Annotated in this window: 17 protein-coding genes and 1 tRNA gene; 7 read left to right on the plus strand and 11 right to left on the minus strand. The window is 70.8% G+C overall.

The window, feature by feature from the left end; translation table 11 throughout:
* The first annotated feature begins 48 nt into the window (after nt 1-48).
* Entirely contained in the window at nt 49-1122 is a 1074-nt protein-coding gene (locus BJ965_RS19260) for a M23 family metallopeptidase (RefSeq protein WP_184909792.1), read from the plus strand.
* Nucleotides 1123-1142: 20 nt separating this feature from the next.
* Here BJ965_RS19260 and BJ965_RS19265 read toward each other — a convergent pair whose 3' ends face one another.
* From BJ965_RS19265 to BJ965_RS19280, 4 genes are all read right to left on the minus strand, one after another.
* Nucleotides 1143-2012, minus strand: coding sequence for an HAD-IIB family hydrolase (locus BJ965_RS19265; RefSeq protein ID WP_313666958.1), 870 nt, complete (start codon nt 2010-2012; stop codon nt 1143-1145).
* A gap of 141 nt (nt 2013-2153) precedes the next feature.
* On the minus strand, nt 2154-3056 hold the full coding sequence (locus BJ965_RS19270; protein ID WP_184909794.1) for an LLM class flavin-dependent oxidoreductase: 903 nt from the start codon (nt 3054-3056) through the stop codon (nt 2154-2156).
* A 138-nt stretch (nt 3057-3194) separates the two neighbouring features.
* Nucleotides 3195-3743 carry an RNA 2'-phosphotransferase gene (locus BJ965_RS19275; protein WP_184909795.1) on the minus strand — a complete coding sequence of 183 codons (549 nt, stop codon included), beginning with the start codon at nt 3741-3743 and terminating at the stop codon, nt 3195-3197.
* A gap of 145 nt (nt 3744-3888) precedes the next feature.
* A complete protein-coding gene (locus BJ965_RS19280) occupies nt 3889-5646 on the minus strand; it encodes an SDR family oxidoreductase (protein WP_184909796.1) in 1758 nt (585 codons plus the stop codon).
* 179 nt (nt 5647-5825) lie between these two features.
* Between BJ965_RS19280 and BJ965_RS19285 the strand changes: the two genes are divergently transcribed.
* The 6 genes from BJ965_RS19285 to BJ965_RS19310 all read left to right on the plus strand — a co-directional run bounded on the left by BJ965_RS19285 (nt 5826) and on the right by BJ965_RS19310 (nt 10018).
* Nucleotides 5826-6794: an ABC transporter ATP-binding protein gene (locus BJ965_RS19285; protein ID WP_030850048.1), complete on the plus strand. Its 969-nt coding sequence runs from the start codon at nt 5826-5828 to the stop codon at nt 6792-6794.
* Nucleotides 6784-7701, plus strand: coding sequence for an ABC transporter permease (locus tag BJ965_RS19290; protein ID WP_184909797.1), 918 nt, complete (start codon nt 6784-6786; stop codon nt 7699-7701). The genes BJ965_RS19285 and BJ965_RS19290 overlap by 11 nt, the downstream gene beginning before the upstream one ends.
* Entirely contained in the window at nt 7698-8609 is a 912-nt protein-coding gene (locus BJ965_RS19295) for an ABC transporter ATP-binding protein (RefSeq protein ID WP_097217810.1), read from the plus strand. The genes BJ965_RS19290 and BJ965_RS19295 overlap by 4 nt, the downstream gene beginning before the upstream one ends.
* A 9-nt stretch (nt 8610-8618) precedes the next feature.
* Nucleotides 8619-9338, plus strand: a complete 720-nt coding sequence (locus BJ965_RS19300) for an ABC transporter permease (RefSeq protein WP_030850056.1) — start codon at nt 8619-8621, stop codon at nt 9336-9338.
* Between the two features lie 101 nt (nt 9339-9439).
* Entirely contained in the window at nt 9440-9649 is a 210-nt protein-coding gene (locus BJ965_RS19305; protein WP_030850059.1) for an SGM_3592 family protein, read from the plus strand.
* A 282-nt stretch (nt 9650-9931) separates the two neighbouring features.
* Nucleotides 9932-10018: transfer RNA gene (locus BJ965_RS19310), tRNA-Ser, on the plus strand.
* Between the two features lie 81 nt (nt 10019-10099).
* Here BJ965_RS19310 and BJ965_RS19315 read toward each other — a convergent pair.
* The 7 genes from BJ965_RS19315 to BJ965_RS19345 all read right to left on the minus strand — a co-directional run bounded on the left by BJ965_RS19315 (nt 10100) and on the right by BJ965_RS19345 (nt 18149).
* Complete coding sequence (locus tag BJ965_RS19315) at nt 10100-10918, minus strand: HAD family hydrolase (protein WP_184909798.1); 819 nt, start codon at nt 10916-10918, stop codon at nt 10100-10102.
* The gene (serS, locus tag BJ965_RS19320) at nt 10915-12192 is read right to left on the minus strand and encodes a serine--tRNA ligase (protein WP_097217803.1); all 1278 of its coding nucleotides are present in this window, start codon (nt 12190-12192) and stop codon (nt 10915-10917) included. Before serS ends, BJ965_RS19315 begins: the two co-directional genes overlap by 4 nt.
* Nucleotides 12193-12733: 541 nt before the next feature.
* Nucleotides 12734-13666 (minus strand): prephenate dehydratase, encoded by a 933-nt coding sequence (pheA, locus tag BJ965_RS19325; RefSeq protein ID WP_030850069.1) that lies wholly within the window; start codon nt 13664-13666, stop codon nt 12734-12736.
* A gap of 61 nt (nt 13667-13727) precedes the next feature.
* Nucleotides 13728-15026 carry an iron uptake transporter deferrochelatase/peroxidase subunit gene (efeB, locus tag BJ965_RS19330; RefSeq protein ID WP_184909799.1) on the minus strand — a complete coding sequence of 433 codons (1299 nt, stop codon included), beginning with the start codon at nt 15024-15026 and terminating at the stop codon, nt 13728-13730.
* Between the two features lie 6 nt (nt 15027-15032).
* Nucleotides 15033-17006 (minus strand): copper resistance CopC/CopD family protein, encoded by a 1974-nt coding sequence (locus BJ965_RS19335; RefSeq protein WP_184909800.1) that lies wholly within the window; start codon nt 17004-17006, stop codon nt 15033-15035.
* 13 nt (nt 17007-17019) lie between these two features.
* Nucleotides 17020-17499 carry a copper chaperone PCu(A)C gene (locus BJ965_RS19340; protein WP_184909801.1) on the minus strand — a complete coding sequence of 160 codons (480 nt, stop codon included), beginning with the start codon at nt 17497-17499 and terminating at the stop codon, nt 17020-17022.
* Nucleotides 17496-18149: an SCO family protein gene (locus BJ965_RS19345; protein ID WP_184909802.1), complete on the minus strand. Its 654-nt coding sequence runs from the start codon at nt 18147-18149 to the stop codon at nt 17496-17498. Before BJ965_RS19345 ends, BJ965_RS19340 begins: the two co-directional genes overlap by 4 nt.
* Nucleotides 18150-18194 lie beyond the last annotated feature (45 nt).

The following is an 18194-nucleotide window of genomic DNA, read 5'->3' on the forward strand; positions in this document are numbered from 1 at the left end:
ACGACGTGAACAGGACCGGGGCGGCCGTGCTGGGCGACGATCGCTGACATGCGCTCATATCGTCGTCATCGGCTGCTCGTTCCGGTCCTCCTGTGCGCGCTGGCCGTGCTCGGGGCCCGGCCGACGGCGGCCGGCAAGGATCCCGGGAGCGACACCGGAACCGGCACCGGCCCGGCCGCCGGCCTCAGCGCCGAGGTCGTGCGGCTGTACGAGGAGGCCGCGGTGGCGACACAGCAGTACGAGGCCGGCCGCAAGGAGGCCGAGGACCAGCGGGCCGAAGCCCAGCGTGCGGAGGCCCTCCTGGACACGCAGCGGCAACACATCGCCCTCCTGCACGAGGATCTGGGCCGGATCGCTCGGGCGCAGTACCGCAGCAGTGGTGGTCTGCCGGTGGCCGCCCACATGATCCTGGCCGACAGCCCCGAGGGCCTGATGCGAGGTCAGCACGCCTTCTCGCAGGCGGATCTCGCCGTGAACAACGCGATCTCCAAGAACAAGCGGGCCGAGGCCCGGCTCGCGGCGGACGAGGCCAGGGCAGCGGCCCAGTGGCAGGCGCTGGAGAAGCGCAACACCCAACTCGCCGGCCTGAAGGCGGACATCGAGCAGAAACTGGAGACGGCCCGCTCGGATCTCCAGGGGCAGGCGGACGCCGCGGTCGCCGCCGGGGCGTGCCGCGGGGCCGTCCGGCTGGATCAGCCGGAGACGGGCTTCACCGACGGCGACTGGGTCGCGCCGGTCGAGACGTACGAGCTGTCGGCGTCCTACGGCAGCGGCGGTGCGCGGTGGTCGAACCGGCACACCGGGCAGGACTTCGCCGTTCCGATCGGCACTCCGGTGCGGGCGGTGGGTGCGGGCCGGGTCGTGAAGGTGGCCTGCGGTGGTCCCTTCGGCATGGAGATCGTGCTCAAGCACGCGGGCGGCTACTACACGCAGTACGCCCATCTCGCTTCCCTCGCGGTCGACCAAGGGGAGCACGTCAGCCCCGGGCAGTGGATCGGCCAGTCGGGCACCACGGGCAACTCCACCGGGCCGCACCTGCACTTCGAGGCCCGGGTCACACCGGAGTCGGGTTCGGCGGTGAACCCGGTGTCGTGGCTGTCGGCGCGCGGGGTGTCCCTCTGAGACACCCCGGCCCACGGCGGCTACGGCAGTTCCGTCAGCAATTCCTCGATCACGACCGCCACTCCGTCGTCGTTGTTCGCGACCGTCCGGCCCGAGGCGGCGGCGAGCACGTCCGGGTGCGCGTTGCCCATCGCGTACGACCGGCCCGCCCAGGTCAGCATCTCCACGTCGTTCGGCATGTCACCGAAGGCCACGACCTGCTCGTGCGAGATGCCGCGCTCGGCACAGCACAGGGCGAGGGTGCTGGCCTTGGACACCCCGGGGCCGCTGATCTCGAGCAGGGCGCTGGGGCTGGAGCGGGTGACGTTGGCACGGTCGCCGATGGCGAGGCGGGCCAGGGTCAGAAAGGCGTCGGGGTCGATCTCGGGGTGGTAGGCGAGGATCTTCAGCACCGGCTCCGCGGCGGCCGGGTGGTCCGGGCCCAGCAGCTCCTCGGCCGGGGCGAGGCTGTCCGGTATCTCCATATGCAGCTTCGGGTACGCCGGCTCCTGGTAGAAGCCGTACGTCTGCTCCACCGCGTACACCGTGCCCGGCGCCGCGTCGCGCAGCAGCCGTACGGCGTCCAGGGCGTTCTCCCGGGCCAGCTCCCGCACCTTTACGAACCGGTGGGCGCCGGGGCCGCCGTGCAGGTCGACCACGGCGGCGCCGTTGCCGCAGATCGCCAGGCCGTGGCCGTGCACGTGGTCGCTGACGACGTCCATCCAGCGGGCCGGGCGGCCCGTGACGAAGAAGACCTCGATGCCCGCCTCCTCGGCGGCGGCCAGCGCGGCGACCGTGCGGGGGGACACCGACTTGTCGTCGCGCAGCAGGGTGCCGTCGAGGTCGGTGGCGATCAGCCGCGGCGGGAGGGTCTCGGCCGCGGTCTCGGGCTGTCGGGTCGCTGAGGTCACCCGGCCATTGTCCCGCACATGCCTGCACGGCCGTGCGGGGCTCCGCACAGGTGAGTGGATACCGCCCTCACCAGGAGCCCTTCGCCAGTGGTCCTTCGCCAGGCGCCCCTCGCCAGAGGCCCCCGGTGCATCAGCCGACGCTCAGCGCAGCTGCGCCGGCGCCTCCATGGCGATCTGCTCGAAGACCTTCTCGTCGGCCGCGAACGGCGAGTCGGGGATCGGCCAGTGGATCACGATCTCCGTGAAGCCCAGCTCCACATGCCGTCCGGCGAAGTCCACGAACGCGTTCAGGGACTGGAGCGGGGCGACACGGTCCGGCGTGAATCCGGTGAGCAGGATCCGGTCGAGATCGGTCATGTCCCGGCCGACCTCGGCGTAGATGTCGTCGAGCCGCTCCGCCTGCCCGCGAATGGCCTGAATCGACTGTTCAGGCGTGCCGTTCTCGTACAGCTTTGGGTCGCCGGTGGTCACCCACGCCTGCCCGAACCGGGCGGCTAGCCGCATCCCGCGCGGCCCGGTGGCCGCCACCGCGAAGGGCAGCCTGGGGCGCTGCACACAGCCGGGAATGTTCCGCGCCTCGTGGGCGGAGTAGAAGTCACCCTCGTACGACACGGCGTCCTCGCTGAGCAGCCGGTCCAGCAGCGGGACGAACTCGGCGAAGCGGTCGGCACGCTCGCGCGGCGTCCACGGTTCCTGGCCGAGCGCGGTGGCGTCGAAGCCGGAGCCGCCCGCGCCGATGCCCAGCGTCACCCGCCCGCCGGAGATGTCGTCGAGGGAGATCAGCTCCTTGGCGAGGGTCACGGGGTGCCGAAAGTTCGGCGAGGTCACCAGGGTGCCGAGCCGCAGCCGGTCGGTCACGCTCGCGGCGGCCGTGAGGGTCGGTACGGCGCCGAACCACGGGCCGTCCCGGAACGTGCGCCAGGACAGGTGGTCGTAGGTGTACGCGGTGTGGAAGCCGAGCTGCTCAGCACGTGTCCAGGCCGAACGGCCACCTTCGTGCCAGCGGCGGTACGGGAGGATCACGGTGCTCAGACGCAGACTCATGGCATCGAGCGTAAGGGAGCGCCGATGGTGACCCGTGTTTCACGTGAAACAGTCACCGTGCGCGCCCGGGTGAACACGGGAGCAGTGCGAGGCCGGGCCGACACCGTCATCTTGGCGCGGTGGCCCGGATGCGGCAGGTCAGTGCGGTCCGGGGAAGCGCAGATACCGTGCCGGGACGGCCTCGGTCAGCCACACCCCGTTCGCGCTGACGTGGAAGACATGGCCGTCGCGGTGCATGGCGCCCGCGTCCACCGCCAGGACGACCGGCCGGCCCCGGCGGGCGCCGACTCGGGTCGCCGTCTCCCGGTCGGGTGAGAGGTGCACGGCATGCCGGTTCATCGGACGGAGCCCCTCGGCACGGATCGCGTCCAGGCTGCGGGCGACGGTGCCGTGATAGAGGTACGCGGGCGGGATGGCCGACGCCAGACCGAGGTCGACCTCCACGCTGTGACCCTGGCTGGCACGGATCCGGGTGCCTTCGACGGCGAAACGCCTCTTGTCGTTGGTGGCGACGACCTGGTCCAGCTCGTCGCGGGTGAAGCGGAAGCCGTGTGCGGTGGCCGCGGCGATCAGTGTGTCGATCTCGACCCAGCCGGCCTCGTCGAGCGTGAGCCCGATGCGCTCCGGCTGATGGCGCAGATGCTTCGACAGGTACTTCGACACCTTCACGGTGCGTCTCTCGTCCATCCCACCAGGGTGCGGGAGAGACGGGAATCACGCGATCGAGTTTCCCTTCCCAGGTTTGGTCCACAGCCAAGTGCGGTTATCCACAGGGGAATTGGCAGTTCTGTGGACAACTAACGCCCGCTGAAGGGGTTTTGGGCCCTCGGCCTCACACCGGCGGCTTCACCCGCGCCAGGCGTCGCAGCGCCCCCGGCGCCCACCGCGACAGCCAGCGAGCACCCCGCGCCTCCGGAGTCACCGGGACCACCGCCTCGTCGCGCGTCACCGCCCGAAGGATCGCACGGGCGACCTTCTCCGGCGGATAGTTCCGCAGGCCGTACAGACGGGCGGTGCGCTTCTGCAGCCGCTTCTCCTCCAGCTCGTCGACCCCGGCGAAGTGGGCAGTCGACGTGATCGCGGTGTTCACGATGCCGGGGCAGACAGCGGTCACGCCGATCCCCTGCCCGGCGAGCTCCGCCCGCAGGCACTCGCTCAGCATCAGCACGGCCGCCTTGGAGGTGCTGTACGCGGGCAGCGCCCGGGACGGCTGGTACGCCGCGGCCGATGCCACGTTGACGATGTGGCCGCCCTGCCCGCGCTCGGCCATCCGCCCGCCGAAGAGCCGGCAACCGTGGATGACCCCCCAGAGGTTGACGTCGAGGACCTTCTTCCAGTCCTCCGGTGTGGTGTCGAAGAAGGAGCCGGACAGCCCGATCCCGGCGTTGTTCACGAGGATGTCCACCACTCCGTACTCCGTGGTGACCTTGTCGGCGAGCTTCTCCATGGCCGCTTCGTCGGAGACGTCGGCCGTCTCCGCCCAGGCGTCGGGGGCGCCCAGCAGACGGGAGGACTCGGCGGTGCGGGCCGCGGCCTCCGCGTTCCGGTCGACGGCCACCACCCGGGCGCCGGCCTCGGCGAACGCGAGCGCCGTAGCTCGCCCGATGCCGCTGCCCGCCCCGGTGACCAGCACGAGCTGGCCGCCGAACCGCTCGGCGTGCTCACCGGTCGCCGCCAGCGGAGACCGCCCGCTCTCGACGGAGGTCACGAACTCCTCGATCCACGAGGCCAGCAGGTCCGGGCGGGTCCGCGGGATCCAGTGCCCCGCCTGGACCGTCCTGCGGGTCAGCCGCGGCACCCACTGCTCGAGTTCTTCGTGGAGCCGCTCCGAGAGGAACCGGTCCTCCAGGGGCGTGATGATCTGCACGGGCGCGTGGGCGTGCGCGTCCGGGCGTGGCGTGCGCAGCCGGGGCCGGACGTTGTCCCGGTACAGCCAGGCCCCGTGAGCCGCGTCCGACGGCAGGGACGCGGTGGGGTAGTCGCCCCGGGGCACCTTCTCGACGCGCTCCAGCACCCGCGGCCAGCGCTTGCCGAGCGGGCCGCGCCAGGCCAGCTCGGGCAGGACGGGCGTGTGCAGCAGGTACACGTACCAGGACCGGGCGCCCTGCCCGAGAAGCTGTCCGACCCGGCGCGGGGTGGGCCGTTGCACCCGCTTGGCGATCCAGTGGCCGAAGTGGTCGAGGGACGGCCCGGACATCGAGGTGAAGGAGGCGATGCGTCCCTCGGTGCGCCGGACGGTGGTGAACTCCCAGGCCTGCACCGAGCCCCAGTCGTGCCCGACCAGGTGCACCGGCTCGCCAGGGCTCACCGCGTCGGCGACGGCCAGGAAGTCGTCCGTCAGCTTCTCCAGCGTGAACCCGCCCCGCAGCGGCCGCGGCGCCGTCGACCGGCCATGGCCGCGGACGTCGTACGCCACCACATGGAAGTGCCCGGCGAGGCGCTCGGCGACCTCGGACCACACCTCCTTGCTGTCCGGGTAGCCGTGCACCAGGACGACCGTGGGCCGCCCGGGATCCCCCATCTCGGCCACGCACAGCTCGACTTCGCCGGTCCGCACCCTGCGCTCCCGCGCACCCGTCAGCAACGTCATCCGGCGAATCTGGCAGTTGTTAGAGAGTTCGTCAATAGGGCGCCGCCCCGGCCGCACCCGCCGTGGTAACTCTGAAGAACCAGCCCCCCTAGGGGCCCGTAATACTCAGGGCTGACCCCAAGACAGCTCTGCGGAGTGATGCCCGCCACGCGCACGGGCCCTACCTTCGAGGGGTGACTGTGATCGCGACCGAAAGCCTGAGCAAGCGGTTCCCCCGGGTGACCGCGCTTGACCGGCTCTCCGTGGACGTCGGACCCGGTGTGACCGGACTCGTCGGAGCCAACGGAGCCGGCAAGTCCACACTGATCAAGATCCTGCTGGGTCTGTCCCCCGCCACCGAGGGCCGCGCCGAAGTGCTCGGTCTCGACGTCGCCACCAAGGGCGGCGCCATCCGCGAGCGGGTGGGTTACATGCCCGAGCACGACTGTCTGCCGCCGGACGTCTCGGCCACCGAGTTCGTCGTCCACATGGCGCGCATGTCCGGTCTGCCGCCCACGGCGGCGCGCGAGCGAACGGCCGACACCCTGCGCCACGTCGGGCTGTACGAGGAGCGCTACCGCCCCATCGGCGGCTACTCGACCGGCATGAAGCAGCGCGTCAAACTCGCGCAGGCCCTCGTCCACGACCCTCAGCTGGTCCTCCTGGACGAGCCGACCAACGGCCTCGACCCGGTCGGCCGCGACGAGATGCTCGGCCTGATCCGCCGCATCCACACCGACTTCGGCATCTCGGTCCTGGTCACCTCCCACCTGCTGGGCGAACTGGAGCGCACCTGCGACCACGTCGTCGTCATCGACGGCGGCAAACTCCTGCGCTCCAGCTCCACCACGGACTTCACGCAGATCACCACCACCCTCGCGATCGAGGTCACGGACACCGACGAGCACCCGGACGGCACCCGCGCGGTCCGCGAGGCGCTGCACGCGCGCGGGGTGAGCGTCGAGGACGGCAGCGGCCTGCCCGGCGCGGGCCACGTCCTGCTGCTCACCGCGCAGGGCGAGGAGACGTACGACGTGGTCCGGGACGTGATCGCCGACCTCGGACTCGGCCTGGTGCGCATGGAGCAGCGCCGGCACCACATCTCCGAGGTCTTCACCAGCAGCGACGAGCGCGAGCAGCGGAAGGAGGCGGTCGGCCATGGCGGTTGAGCACTCCACGGGGACATCCGCCCCGGCCCCGGGCGACCAGACCCGCATCCACAACATCGGCTACCGCAGCTACGACGGCCCGCGCCTCGGCCGCGCCTACGCCCGCCGCTCCCTGTACTCGCAGTCCCTGCGCGGCGCCTACGGCCTCGGCCGCTCGGTGAAGTCCAAGGTGCTGCCGATGCTGCTCTTCGTGGTGATGTGCGTACCCGCGGCCATCATGGTCGCCGTCGCGGTCGCCACCAAGGCCAACGCCCTACCCGTCGACTACACGCGCTACGCGATCATCATGCAGGCGGTCATCAGCCTGTACGTCGCCTCGCAGGCACCCCAGTCCGTCTCGCGCGACCTGCGCTTCAAGACGGTGCCGCTGTACTTCTCGCGGCCCATCGAGACCGCCGACTACGTCCGCGCCAAGTTCGCGGCGCTGGCCTCGGCACTCTTCATCCTCACCGCCGGCCCCCTGCTCCTGCTCTACGTGGGCGCGCTGCTGGCCAAGCTCGACTTCGCCGACCAGACCAAGGGATTCGCACAGGGACTCGTCTCGGTGGCACTGCTCTCACTGCTCTTCGCCGGCATCGGCCTCGTCATCGCGTCCTTCACCCCGCGCCGCGGCTTCGGTATCGCGGCCGTGATCGCCGTGTTGACCATCACCTACGGCGCTGTCTCCACCCTCCAGGCCATCGCCGACGCGCAGGGCAGCGGCGACGCCGTGCCGTGGATCGGGCTGTTCTCCCCGATCACGATCATCGACGGTGTGCAGTCCGCGTTCCTGGGCGCGACGTCCGCCTCCCCCAGCGGGGTGGGCCCGAGCACCGCCGAGGGCGTCGTCTACGTCGTCGTCGCCCTGGGCCTGATCGCGGCGAGCTACGGCCTCCTGATGCGCCGCTACAAGAAGGTGGGACTGTGACCACGCTCAACATCGACCACGTCTCCCGCTGGTTCGGCAACGTGGTCGCCGTCAACGACATCACGATGACGATCGGCCCCGGCGTCACGGGCCTGCTCGGCCCCAACGGCGCCGGGAAGTCCACCCTCATCAACATGATGGGCGGTTTCCTGGCCCCCTCCACCGGCACGGTCACCCTCGACGGCCAGGCCGTGTGGCGCAACGAGCAGATCTACAAGCACATCGGCGTCGTCCCCGAGCGGGAGGCGATGTACGACTTCCTCACCGGCAAGGAGTTCGTCCTCGCCAACGCCGAACTGCACGGCCTGGGCGCCAAGGCGGCGCAGAAGGCCCTGGCCACGGTCGAGATGGAGTACGCCCAGGACCGCAAGATCCAGACCTACTCCAAGGGCATGCGACAGCGCGTGAAGATGGCGAGCGCTCTGGTCCACGACCCGTCGCTGCTGCTGCTCGACGAGCCCTTCAACGGCATGGACCCCCGTCAGCGCATGCAGCTGATGGACCTGCTCCGCCGCATGGGCGACGAGGGTCGCACCGTGCTGTTCTCGTCCCACATCCTCGAAGAGGTCGAGCAACTCGCCTGGCACATCGAGGTCGTCGTCGCCGGCCGGCACGCCGCCAGCGGTGACTTCCGCAAGATCCGCCGCCTGATGACCGACCGGCCGCACCGCTACCTGGTGCGCTCCAGCGACGACCGCGCCCTCGCGGCCGCGCTGATCGCCGACCCGTCGACGGCCGGCATCGAGGTCGACCTCGCCGAGGGCGCGCTGCGCATCCAGGCCGTCGACTTCGGCCGCTTCACGGCCCTGCTGCCGCGGGTGGCAAGGGACCACGGCATCCGGCTGCTCACGGTCTCGCCGTCCGACGAGTCCCTCGAGTCCGTCTTCTCGTACCTCGTCGCGGCGTAGGAGGCCCTGATGTACGACCCCACAGTCGCCCGGCTCACATACCGGGCCCTGCTCGGCCGTCGCCGGGCCCTCATCCTCGGCGCCCTGCCGATGCTGCTGATCGTGATCGCCCTGGCGGTGCGCGGTCTGGCCGGGGCGGACGACCAGACCGCGGCCGACCTGCTGGGCGGCCTCGCCCTCGCCACGATGGTGCCGATCATCGGCGTCATCGCCGGAACGGGCGCGATCGGGCCGGAGATCGACGACGGCTCGGTGGTGTACCTGCTGTCCAAGCCGATCAAGCGGCCGACCATCATCTTCACCAAGCTGATCGTCGCGATCGCGGTGACCATGGTGTTCTCCGCGGTGCCGACGCTCATCGCCGGCTTCATCCTGAACGGCAACGGCCAGCAGGTCGCCGTCGCCTACACGGTGGCCGCGCTGGTCGCGTCCATCGCCTACGCGGCCCTGTTCCTGCTGCTCGGCACGGTCTCCCGGCACGCGGTGGTGTTCGGTCTCGTCTACGCGCTGGTCTGGGAGGCCCTGTTCGGCTCCCTGGTGCCGGGCGCCCGCACGCTGAGCGTCCAGCAGTGGTCGCTGGCCGTGGCCCAGAAGGTGTCCGGAGGGGACCTGGTCTCCTCGGACGTGGGTCTGACGACGGCGACGGTGCTGCTGCTGGCCGTCACGGTGCTGGCCACCTGGTTCGCCGGACAGAAGCTGCGTTCCCTCACCCTGGCCGGCGAGGAGTGACGTGCCCCGGCCCTGACGGAGTCCTCACCTCTGTCAGGGCACACTGGGCGAACGGGATGTAGGGCAATCAATACGGAAGTTGGACGGCTGGGAGGACGGAAATGGCGGGCGAGAAGGACGGCTTCGACGATGTCGTACTGGACGAGGACTTCATACGCTCCGCCGGGACCTCCGAGCCGTCCGCCCGTGCCCGGATGCTCGCCGCGAAGTGGCGCCGTGAGGAACCGGAACCGCAGCCCTGGCGCTCCGACGAGCCGCCCGCGGGCTGGTTCTTCAGCAAGGTTCGGCGGCGCAGGTGGCGCAGGAAGTAACCGGCCGCGCTGCCGATCCGGCCGCCGATTTAATCAGTGGCGTCCAATTCGCCCGGCGGGCACAGTGGTTGTCATCACGGCCGGGCGGACAGCCCGGCGCCGCGTTCTGGGAGAGGAGCGGGACGATGTCCATGCACGGCAGTACGTCCAGCTCCCTTCAGGGCAGCCCGCGGCGGGATCCGGAGTAGCCACTACCCCTCCGTCGAACCCGCCCCACACGGGGAGCTGCCCGGGGCGGCCGCTTCGAGCACGCGAATCGCACCTCGCGTGGGCCGCCCACCCGGAGGATTGGCCGAGTGGTAAGGCACCGGTTTGCTAAACCGTGGTCGGGTCGAAAGGCCCGCGCACGTTCGATCCGTGCATCCTCCGCCGAGCACCACCCGACGCCGGGCGACCGGCCTCACACTCAGTCGAGCGACGAGCGAAGTGCCAGGAGCGACGGCCCGACGCTCAGCCCAGCAACCGCTCCAGCACCACCGCAATGCCGTCCTCGTCGTGGGAGGACGTCACCTCGTCGGCCACCGCCTTCAGTTCCTCGTGGGCGTCCGCCATGGCGACGCCGTAGGAGGCCCAGGCGAACATCGGTATGTCGTTGGGCATGTCACCGAAGGCGATCGTGTCGGCCGCCTTCATGCCGAGCCGACGGGCCGCCAGGGACAGACCCGTCGCCTTGGACAGCCCCAGGGGGAGCAGCTCGACGATGCCCTCGCCCGCCATCGTGACCGTGACGAACCCTCCGGCGGTCCGCGTGGCCGCCTCGCACAGCTCGTCGTCCGACAGGGTCGGGTGCTGGATGTACAGCTTGTTCAGGGGCGCCGTCCACAGGTCCGACGCGTCCGTGAAGGGCGTGGCGGGCAGGGCGCCCTGGACCGCGTAGCCCGGGCCGACCAGCACCTCGCCGTCGAGGCCGTCGCGGCTCGCCGCCAGGTACAGCGGGCCGACCTCCGCCTCGATCTTGGCCAGCGCCACACCGGCCAGCTGCCGGTCCAGCGTCACCGACGTCAGCAGGCGGTGCGCGCCGGCGTCGTAGACCTGCGCGCCCTGGCCGCAGACGGCCAGGCCCTGGTAGCCGAGGTCGTCGAGGATGTGCCGGGTCCACGGGACGGCGCGGCCGGTGACGACGATGTGCGCGGCGCCCGCCGCGGTGGCCGCGGCGAGCGCGTCACGGGTCCGCGGCGACACCGTGTCGTCGGAGCGCAGCAGCGTCCCGTCGAGATCGGTGGCGACGAGCCGGTACGGGAAGCCTCCCGGAGAAGCCGTGTCGCTCACTTGGCCACCGGCTCCAGGACCTCCCGGCCGCCCAGGTACGGGCGCAGCACCTCGGGCACGCGCACCGAGCCGTCGGCCTGCTGGTGGTTCTCCAGGATCGCCACGATCGTGCGGGGAACGGCGCACAGCGTGCCGTTGAGCGTGGCCAGCGGCTTGACCTGCTTGCCGTCACGGACGCGGATCGACAGGCGGCGGGACTGGAACTCGGTGCAGTCCGAGGTCGAGGTCAGCTCGCGGTACTTGCCCTGGGTCGGGATCCACGCCTCGCAGTCGAACTTGCGGGAGGCCGAGGCGCCGAGGTCGGCGCTCGCCACGTCGATCACGCGGTACGGCAGCTCCAGCGAGGTCAGCCACTGCTTCTCCCACTCCAGCAGGCGCTGGTGCTCGGCCTGCGAGTCCTCGGGAGCGACGTAGGAGAACATCTCGACCTTGTCGAACTGGTGCACGCGGAAGATGCCCCGGGTGTCCTTGCCGTGCGAGCCGGCCTCGCGGCGGAAGCAGGGCGAGAAGCCCGCGTAGCGCAGGGGCAGGCGGTCGGCGTCGAGGATCTCGTCCATGTGGTACGCCGCGAGCGGCACCTCGGACGTGCCGACGAGGTAGAGGTCGTCGTCGGCGAGGTGGTAGACGTCCTGGGCGGCCTGGCCGAGGAAGCCGGTGCCCGCCATGGACTGCGGGCGGACCAGCGCGGGGGTCAGCATCGGGGTGAAGCCGGCCGCGGTGGCCTGCGCCATCGCGGCGTTCACCAGGGCGAGCTCCAGAAGGGCGCCCACGCCGGTCAGGAAGTAGAAGCGCGAGCCGGAGACCTTGGCGCCCCGCTCGACGTCGATCGCGCCGAGGATCTGGCCGAGCGCCAGGTGGTCCTTGGGCTCGAAGCCCTCGGCGGCGAAGTCGCGGATCGTGCCGTGCTTCTCGAGGGTGACGAAGTCCTCCTCGCCGCCCACGGGCACGTCCGGGTGGACGAGGTTGCCGAGCCTCTGGAGCAGCTCCTGGGTCTCGGTCGCGGCCGCGTCGCGCTCGGCGTCGGCCGCCTTGACGTCGGCGGCGAGCTGGCCCGCCTTCTTCAGCAGCTCGGCCTTCTCGTCGCCGGCCGCCTTGGGGATGAGCTTGCCGAGCGCCTTCTGCTCGGCGCGCAGCTCGTCGAAGCGGACGCCGGACGACCTTCGCCTCTCGTCGGCAGACAGGAGGGCGTCGACGAGCGCGACGTCCTCTCCACGGGCGCGCTGCGACGCGCGCACACGGTCAGGGTCCTCACGGAGCAGGCGAAGGTCAATCACGCGCCCAAGGCTACCGGTGTGGGGTGACCGCCCACGACTCGCTATTCCGATTGCGGCTTACCTACCGTTATGGGTGAATTGCGCACAGTGTCAATAAAGAAGGCTCCCCTCCCCGGAACGAGGCATCGGGCGGGCGTCTCCTTGACTCGAATCCCTTGCGGTAGAAGGGACTTGGGCTTCGGTTGTCCACAGGGATCCACATCCGGGCAAGAGTTATCCACAGGCTGTGTGCAAGATCTGTGGACTTCGGAATCGATCACTCCGGACGGCTCGGCCACCCCATGAATTCCCGCTGTAAACCCGCTCTACCCTCACTTTCGAGTGGAAACGGGTCACTCCGAAGAGTTACCGAAGGGGGAACGGTGGACGAAGGGTGACTTGGCCGATGATGGACGCATCAGGGGTCCCCAGGGTGATATGTCGACTGGCTCACGCTTCGTTGTCGACTTGTCCCCAGGTCGAGAAGCGGACCTGTGGATAACTTCTGTGGATAACGACTATCAGCAGGTACGACAGGCCGGGGACCGGGCTCGGAACCCGGTCAGAAACGCCCGTCCTGGCACCGCGCCACCCAGTCCGCCGCCCCCGCGAACTCCTCGTCGGAGGTCCCCAGCCGCGGCGGCCGCACGTCCCCCGGCTGCATGTCCGCGCGCGGGTAGGAGCCGAGGTAGCGCACCTGGAGGCAGATCCGCTTCAGGCCCATCAGGGCGTCGGCCACCCGGCGGTCGGAGATGTGGCCCTCGGCGTCGATGCAGAAGCAGTAGTTGCCGATGCCCGCGCCGGTGGGCCGGGACTGCAGCAGCATCAGGTTGATGCCACGGGTGGCGAACTCGCCGAGCAGGTCGCGCAGCCCGCCGGGATGGTCGTCGCGCTGCCACAGCACGATCGACGTCTTGTCCGCGCCGGTCGGCGCGGCGGGCCGGGCCGGGCGGCCCACCAGCACGAACCGCGTCTGGGCGTTCTCCGCGTCGTGGATCCCGGTCTCCAGGGCTTCCAGGCCGTAGCGGGCGGCCGCGAACTCACCGGCGAAGGCCGCGTCGTACTGGCCCTCCTGGACCAGGCGGGCGGCGTCCGCGTTCGAGGCGGCGGACTCCCAGTGGGCGTCCGGGAGATGCTTCTTCAGCCAGTTGCGCACCTGCGGCTGCGCGGCCGGATGGGCGGAGACGGTCTTGATGTCCGACAGCTTCGTGCCCGGGCGGACCAGCAGCGCGAAGGTGATCGACAGCAGCACCTCGCGGTAGATCATCAGCGGCGCGCCGGCGACCAGCTCGTCGAGGGTGGTGGTGATGCCGCCTTCGACGGAGTTCTCGATCGGCACGAACGCGGCCTCGGCCTCGCCGGCGCGGACCGCGTCGAGCGCGGACTGGACGGACACGTACGGGATGAGCTCCCGGGTGGCGGCTTCGGGAAGCGTGCGCAGGGCGACTTCGGTGAAGGTGCCCTCAGGACCGAGATACGCGTAGCTCGCTGGCATGTCCTCACCCTAATGGGCCCGCGGAAGCGCTCTCCCCACAAGTCCTCACAAGGGTGAACTCTCACCCCTCCAGCAACTTCTGCCCCACGTACTCGCCCTCCGCCGCCCCGCCGGGCACCGCGAACAGCCCGCTCGACTCATGGCGGATGAACTGCGACAGGGCGTCGCCGCGGTCGAGCTTGCGCTGCACCGGCACGAACCCGCGCAGGGGATCGGCCTGCCAGCAGACGAAGAGCAGGCCCGCGTCGGGCACCCCGTCGGAGTCGATGCCGTCGTGGAAGGAGAACGGGCGGCGGAGCATGGCCGCGCCGCCGTTCTGGTCGGGCCGGGTGATGCGGGCGTGGGCGTTGATCGGGACCACCAGGTTGCCCTGGGCGTCCGTCTTCTCCAGGTCCATCGCGGTCGTCTCCGTGCCCCCGGACAGCGCCGCCCCGTCGGACTTGCGGCGCCCGATCACGTCCTCCTGCGCCCTGATGGAGAGCTTCTCCCAGTCGTCGAGGAGCATGCGGATCCGGCGTACGACGGCGTAGGAGCCGTTCGCCATCCAGGCGGGTTCGCCCTTCTCGGGCTTCTCCGGCACGAAGATGCGCTGGTCGAAGTCGGCTTCGGCCGGCTTGGGGTTGCGGGTGCCGTCGATCTGGCCCATGAGGTTGCGGGCCGTCATGGGGTGGGAGGTGGCGCCCGGTGAGCGGTTGAAGCCGTTCATCTGCCAGCGGACCTTGGCCGCCCGGCCCGCGTCCTTCTGGATCGCGCGCAGGGCGTGGAAGGCGACCAGGGCGTCGTTGGCGCCGATCTGCACCCAGAGATCGCCGTTGCTGCGGTTCTTGTCGAGGTGGTCGGAGGAGAACTCGGGCAGCGGGTCCAGGGCGGTGGGGCGCTGCTTCTCCAGACCTGTCCGGGCGAAGAAGGTGTGGCCGAAGCCGAAGGTGATCGTGAGCGACGAGGGACCGGCGTCGCGGGCCACGTCGGTGTCCTCGTGGCCGCTCGGCTCGCCCGCCATCAGCCTCCGGGCCGTGTCCGACCAGCGGCGGAGCAGGGCGGCGGCCTCCTTGCGGCCGGCGCCCGCCGCGAGGTCGAAGGCCACGAGGTGGCCGCGCGCCTGGAGGCCGTCGGTGATGCCGGGCTGATGTTTCCCGTGAAACATCGCCTGGTCCGTGCCGAGCGAGGTGAGCGGAGCGGCCGCTTCGGAGGGTGCGGCGGCGTAGCCCACGGCACCGCCCGCCGTGCCGAGGACGATCCCGGTGGCGCCCGCGGTGCCGAGCAGGCGCCGTCGTGAGATGCCCTCGTGGGCGGGGATCGCTTCGCTCTCACCCGTGGTGGCCTCGGGGGTGCGGGCCTTGGGAAGGGACTGGTCAGGCATGGTCGTTCAGCCGATCTGCGCGTTCTTGGAGACGGTCACCTCGTCGATGTCGGAGGTCCGCACGGTCACGTCGACCTGCCAGTCCCCGGCCATGGGGATCTGCACTCCGTTCGCCGACCAGTGTCCGGTTGCGATGTGGTCGGGGACGACGGGCAGGGGACCGATGTCCTTGGCTTTCAGGGTGAACTCGACCTTCACCTCGGGGATGTCGAAGGCCCGGCCGTTGGGGCGCTCCACATAGACGTGCATCTCGTTGCCGCCCACGCGGGCGGGGTCGACGTCGATGGTGACGATGCCCTTGCCATCCTCGCCGCCGGTGTCGAAGGGCATGTTCAGGGTCAGCGCCCCGGACGCGCCCTCGTCTGCGGAGGAGGACGCGGAGGACGCGGTGGCCGCCTTGGCCTCCTGCTCGGTGCGTCCCGGCTCGGTCTGGGTCAGGACGGTGGTCACGGCGAGCAGCACGACCGCGACGCCGGCCTCGGCCAGCACGGAGCGGCGCAGCCCGAAGCGGTTCGGGTCCGCGTCCCGCATCCGCTTCTGCCGGGCCGCGTCCCGGGCGGCCTGCTGCCGGGCGAGCTGCGCGGCACGTTCGGAGTCGGGTTGCTCCTCGGTGTCGCGTCCACTGTCGCCCTCGCCCGTCACGGGGGCTTCCCCGTCGCCGACGGCGGCGATGTCCGCGTCACCGGCGGTCTCCGCCCCCGCGACGACCCGCTCCTTCTCCCGTACCGCCGGTGCCTCCACCGGCACCGTCTCCGCCAGCCGTCCCGTCCACCGGCGAGAGATCCACGCGACGCCGACCAGGACGACCACGAGGGCGATCTTGGCCAGGAGAAGCTGCCCGTAACGGGTGTCGGTGAAGGCCGACCACGAGCCGAGCTGGCGCCAGGACTGGTACGTGCCGGTCGCGATCAGGGCGAGGACGCTGCCGAAGGCGACCTGGGAGAAGCGGCGTACAGCCGGTGCGTCGAGGGGTGTGTCGGCGGGCGCGCGGAACAGGGCGACCAGCAGCGCGCCCAGTCCGCCGAGCCAGGCGGCGACGGCCAGCAGATGCAGCACGTCGACCGGCATGGCGATGCCCGCCTGGAGACCGACCGAGGCGTGCTCGGACATCGCCCAGCTCGCCGCGAGCCCGGCCGCCACCACGACGCCGCCGATCGACAGTCCGAAGGTCAGGTCCCGCTTCTCCTCGGCGTCCTCACGCTTGTCATAGGCCCCGAACAGCACGGCGATGAAGAGTGCCGCCGCGGCGAGCAGCAGCAGCCGTGACACCAGGGCCGCACCGCTCTTGGTCTGCAGGACCTGCCCGAGCAAGGACAGGTCGAAGATGTCGGAGACCTTCCCGGAGCCCGTGAAGGAGCCGCGCAGAAGCAGCAGGGCGAGGGTCGACGCGGTGAGCGCGACCCATCCGGAGACGACGAACCGCTGCACCGGCCGCACCCCGGAACCACGCCGCCAGCAGGCGAGCACGAAGGCGGCGCCGCCGGCCATCACGATGAACCCGGCGTACGACACGTACCGTCCGAAGCCGTACAGCCATCCCACGACCCCGTCGTCGGCCGACTGCCCGGAGACCGACACGGACGTCTTGGAGGGGGCGCCGATGGAGAAGGTGTAGGCGCCGGCGACGGGATGGCTGTCCGCCGAGACGACCTGGTAGGCCACCGTGTACGTGCCGTCGGGCAGGCCCGGGTGCAGGGGCACGGCGTATGTCGTGCCGCTGACGGTGGCCGGTTCGGCCGTGTCGACGCGCTTGCCCTCGGGGTCCAGGACGCGCAGCGAGTCGTCGGAGAGCGCGACCTGCTCGGAGAAGGTGAGCGTGACGCGGGCCGGGGCCTTGTCGACCACCGCCCCCTGCCCGGGGGCGCTGCCGGTCACCGCGGCGTGCGCGGAGGCCGGGCCGGCTCCGGCGAGGAGTGCGCAGGCCGCGGCCAGGAGCAGCAGCACCAGTGTCCGGACGCGGGGGGCGATGGTCTGCGTCACAGGGGTCCCTCCCTCAGTGTCCGGTCTTCGGGGTGTAGGTCGCGGGCTTCACCGGCATCTCGACCTTCATGGGGCCGGAGTGGGCGAAGTGCAGCTCGACGGAGACCGTCTGACCTTCCTTCGGCTTGCTCTTCAGCTGCTCGAACATCAGGTGGTCGCCGCCGCTCTTCAGCTCCAGCCGGCCGCCTGCGGGGATCTTGAGGCTCTTGACCTCCTGCATCGCCCCGTCGACGGTCTCGTGCACGGTGACCTGCCCGGCGATGTCGCTGGTGACCGAGGTCAGCTCGTCGGCGGCACCGCCCTTGTTGGTGACGGTGAGGAAGCCGGCCGCCATGTCGCCGGACACCGGCTGCGGCATGTACGCGGAGCCGGCGGACAGTTCCGCCTTCCCGGAGCCGCCGTCGCCGGAGTCGCCCGAGTCCGAGCCGCCGCAGCCCGCCAGGGCCAGCGCTCCGGCTATGGCCAGGGCCGCCGGGCCGAGCCGCCGCCTCACGGGTTCTCCCCCTTGATGATCTTGGGGAGGTCCTTGGTGTAGTCGTCGACGTCGGCGTCCTCGCCGTAGAGCACATAGCCGCCGTCGGTCTTCGGGGAGAACGCGATGACCTGGGTGCCGTGCTCGGAGATGAGCTTGCCGTTCTTGTCCTTGCGTGTCGGCTCGATGGAGATGCCGAGGGTGCGGGCGCCGGCCTGGATGGTCGCGAAGTCGCCGGTGAGGCCGACGAACCGGCTGTCGATGCCCTTGAGCCACTTGCCGAGCTCGGCCGAGGTGTCGCGCTTGGGGTCAGTGGTGACGAACACCACGCGCAGCTCGTCCTGTTCGGCCTTGGGCAGCTGCTTCTTGGCGACGGCGATGTTGTTCATCGTCAGCGGACAGACATCGGGGCAGTGGGTGTAGCCGAAGTAGATCAGCGTGGGCTTGCCCGCGGTCTCCTTGCGGAGGTCGTACTTCTTGCCCTGCGTGTCGGTGAGGACCAGGTCCGGCTTCTCGAACGGCTTGTCGAGGACGGTGGCGGCCTTGTCGCTGCCGGCTTCCTCCGACACCACGGCGACGGGCTTGTTGCCGTCGTCGCCGCTGCCGCAGGCGGTGAGGGTCAGGGAGGCGGCGGCCAGGAGTGCGGCCGCGGCGAAGGTCTTGGTGCGCATAGAAAGATGTCCCAGTTTTCGGTGACCCGGCGCGCACCGGGGTGC

The sequence above is a fragment of the Streptomyces luteogriseus genome (assembly GCF_014205055.1).
Taxonomy (GTDB): Bacteria; Actinomycetota; Actinomycetes; order Streptomycetales; family Streptomycetaceae; genus Streptomyces; species Streptomyces luteogriseus.

Bases quoted from the DNA above. Each gene is read 5' to 3' on its own strand.
- BJ965_RS19260 (WP_184909792.1), top strand. From the start codon at position 49: ATGCGCTCATATCGTCGTCATCGGCTGCTCGTTCCGGTCCTCCTGTGC.
- BJ965_RS19270 (WP_184909794.1), bottom strand. From the start codon at position 3,056: ATGAGTCTGCGTCTGAGCACCGTGATCCTCCCGTACCGCCGCTGGCAC.
- BJ965_RS19275 (WP_184909795.1), bottom strand. From the start codon at position 3,743: ATGGACGAGAGACGCACCGTGAAGGTGTCGAAGTACCTGTCGAAGCAT.
- BJ965_RS19280 (WP_184909796.1), bottom strand. From the start codon at position 5,646: ATGACGTTGCTGACGGGTGCGCGGGAGCGCAGGGTGCGGACCGGCGAA.
- BJ965_RS19290 (WP_184909797.1), top strand. From the start codon at position 6,784: ATGGCGGTTGAGCACTCCACGGGGACATCCGCCCCGGCCCCGGGCGAC.
- BJ965_RS19300 (WP_030850056.1), top strand. From the start codon at position 8,619: ATGTACGACCCCACAGTCGCCCGGCTCACATACCGGGCCCTGCTCGGC.
- BJ965_RS19305 (WP_030850059.1), top strand. From the start codon at position 9,440: ATGGCGGGCGAGAAGGACGGCTTCGACGATGTCGTACTGGACGAGGAC.
- pheA (WP_030850069.1), bottom strand. From the start codon at position 13,666: ATGCCAGCGAGCTACGCGTATCTCGGTCCTGAGGGCACCTTCACCGAA.
- efeB (WP_184909799.1), bottom strand. From the start codon at position 15,026: ATGCCTGACCAGTCCCTTCCCAAGGCCCGCACCCCCGAGGCCACCACG.
- BJ965_RS19345 (WP_184909802.1), bottom strand. From the start codon at position 18,149: ATGCGCACCAAGACCTTCGCCGCGGCCGCACTCCTGGCCGCCGCCTCC.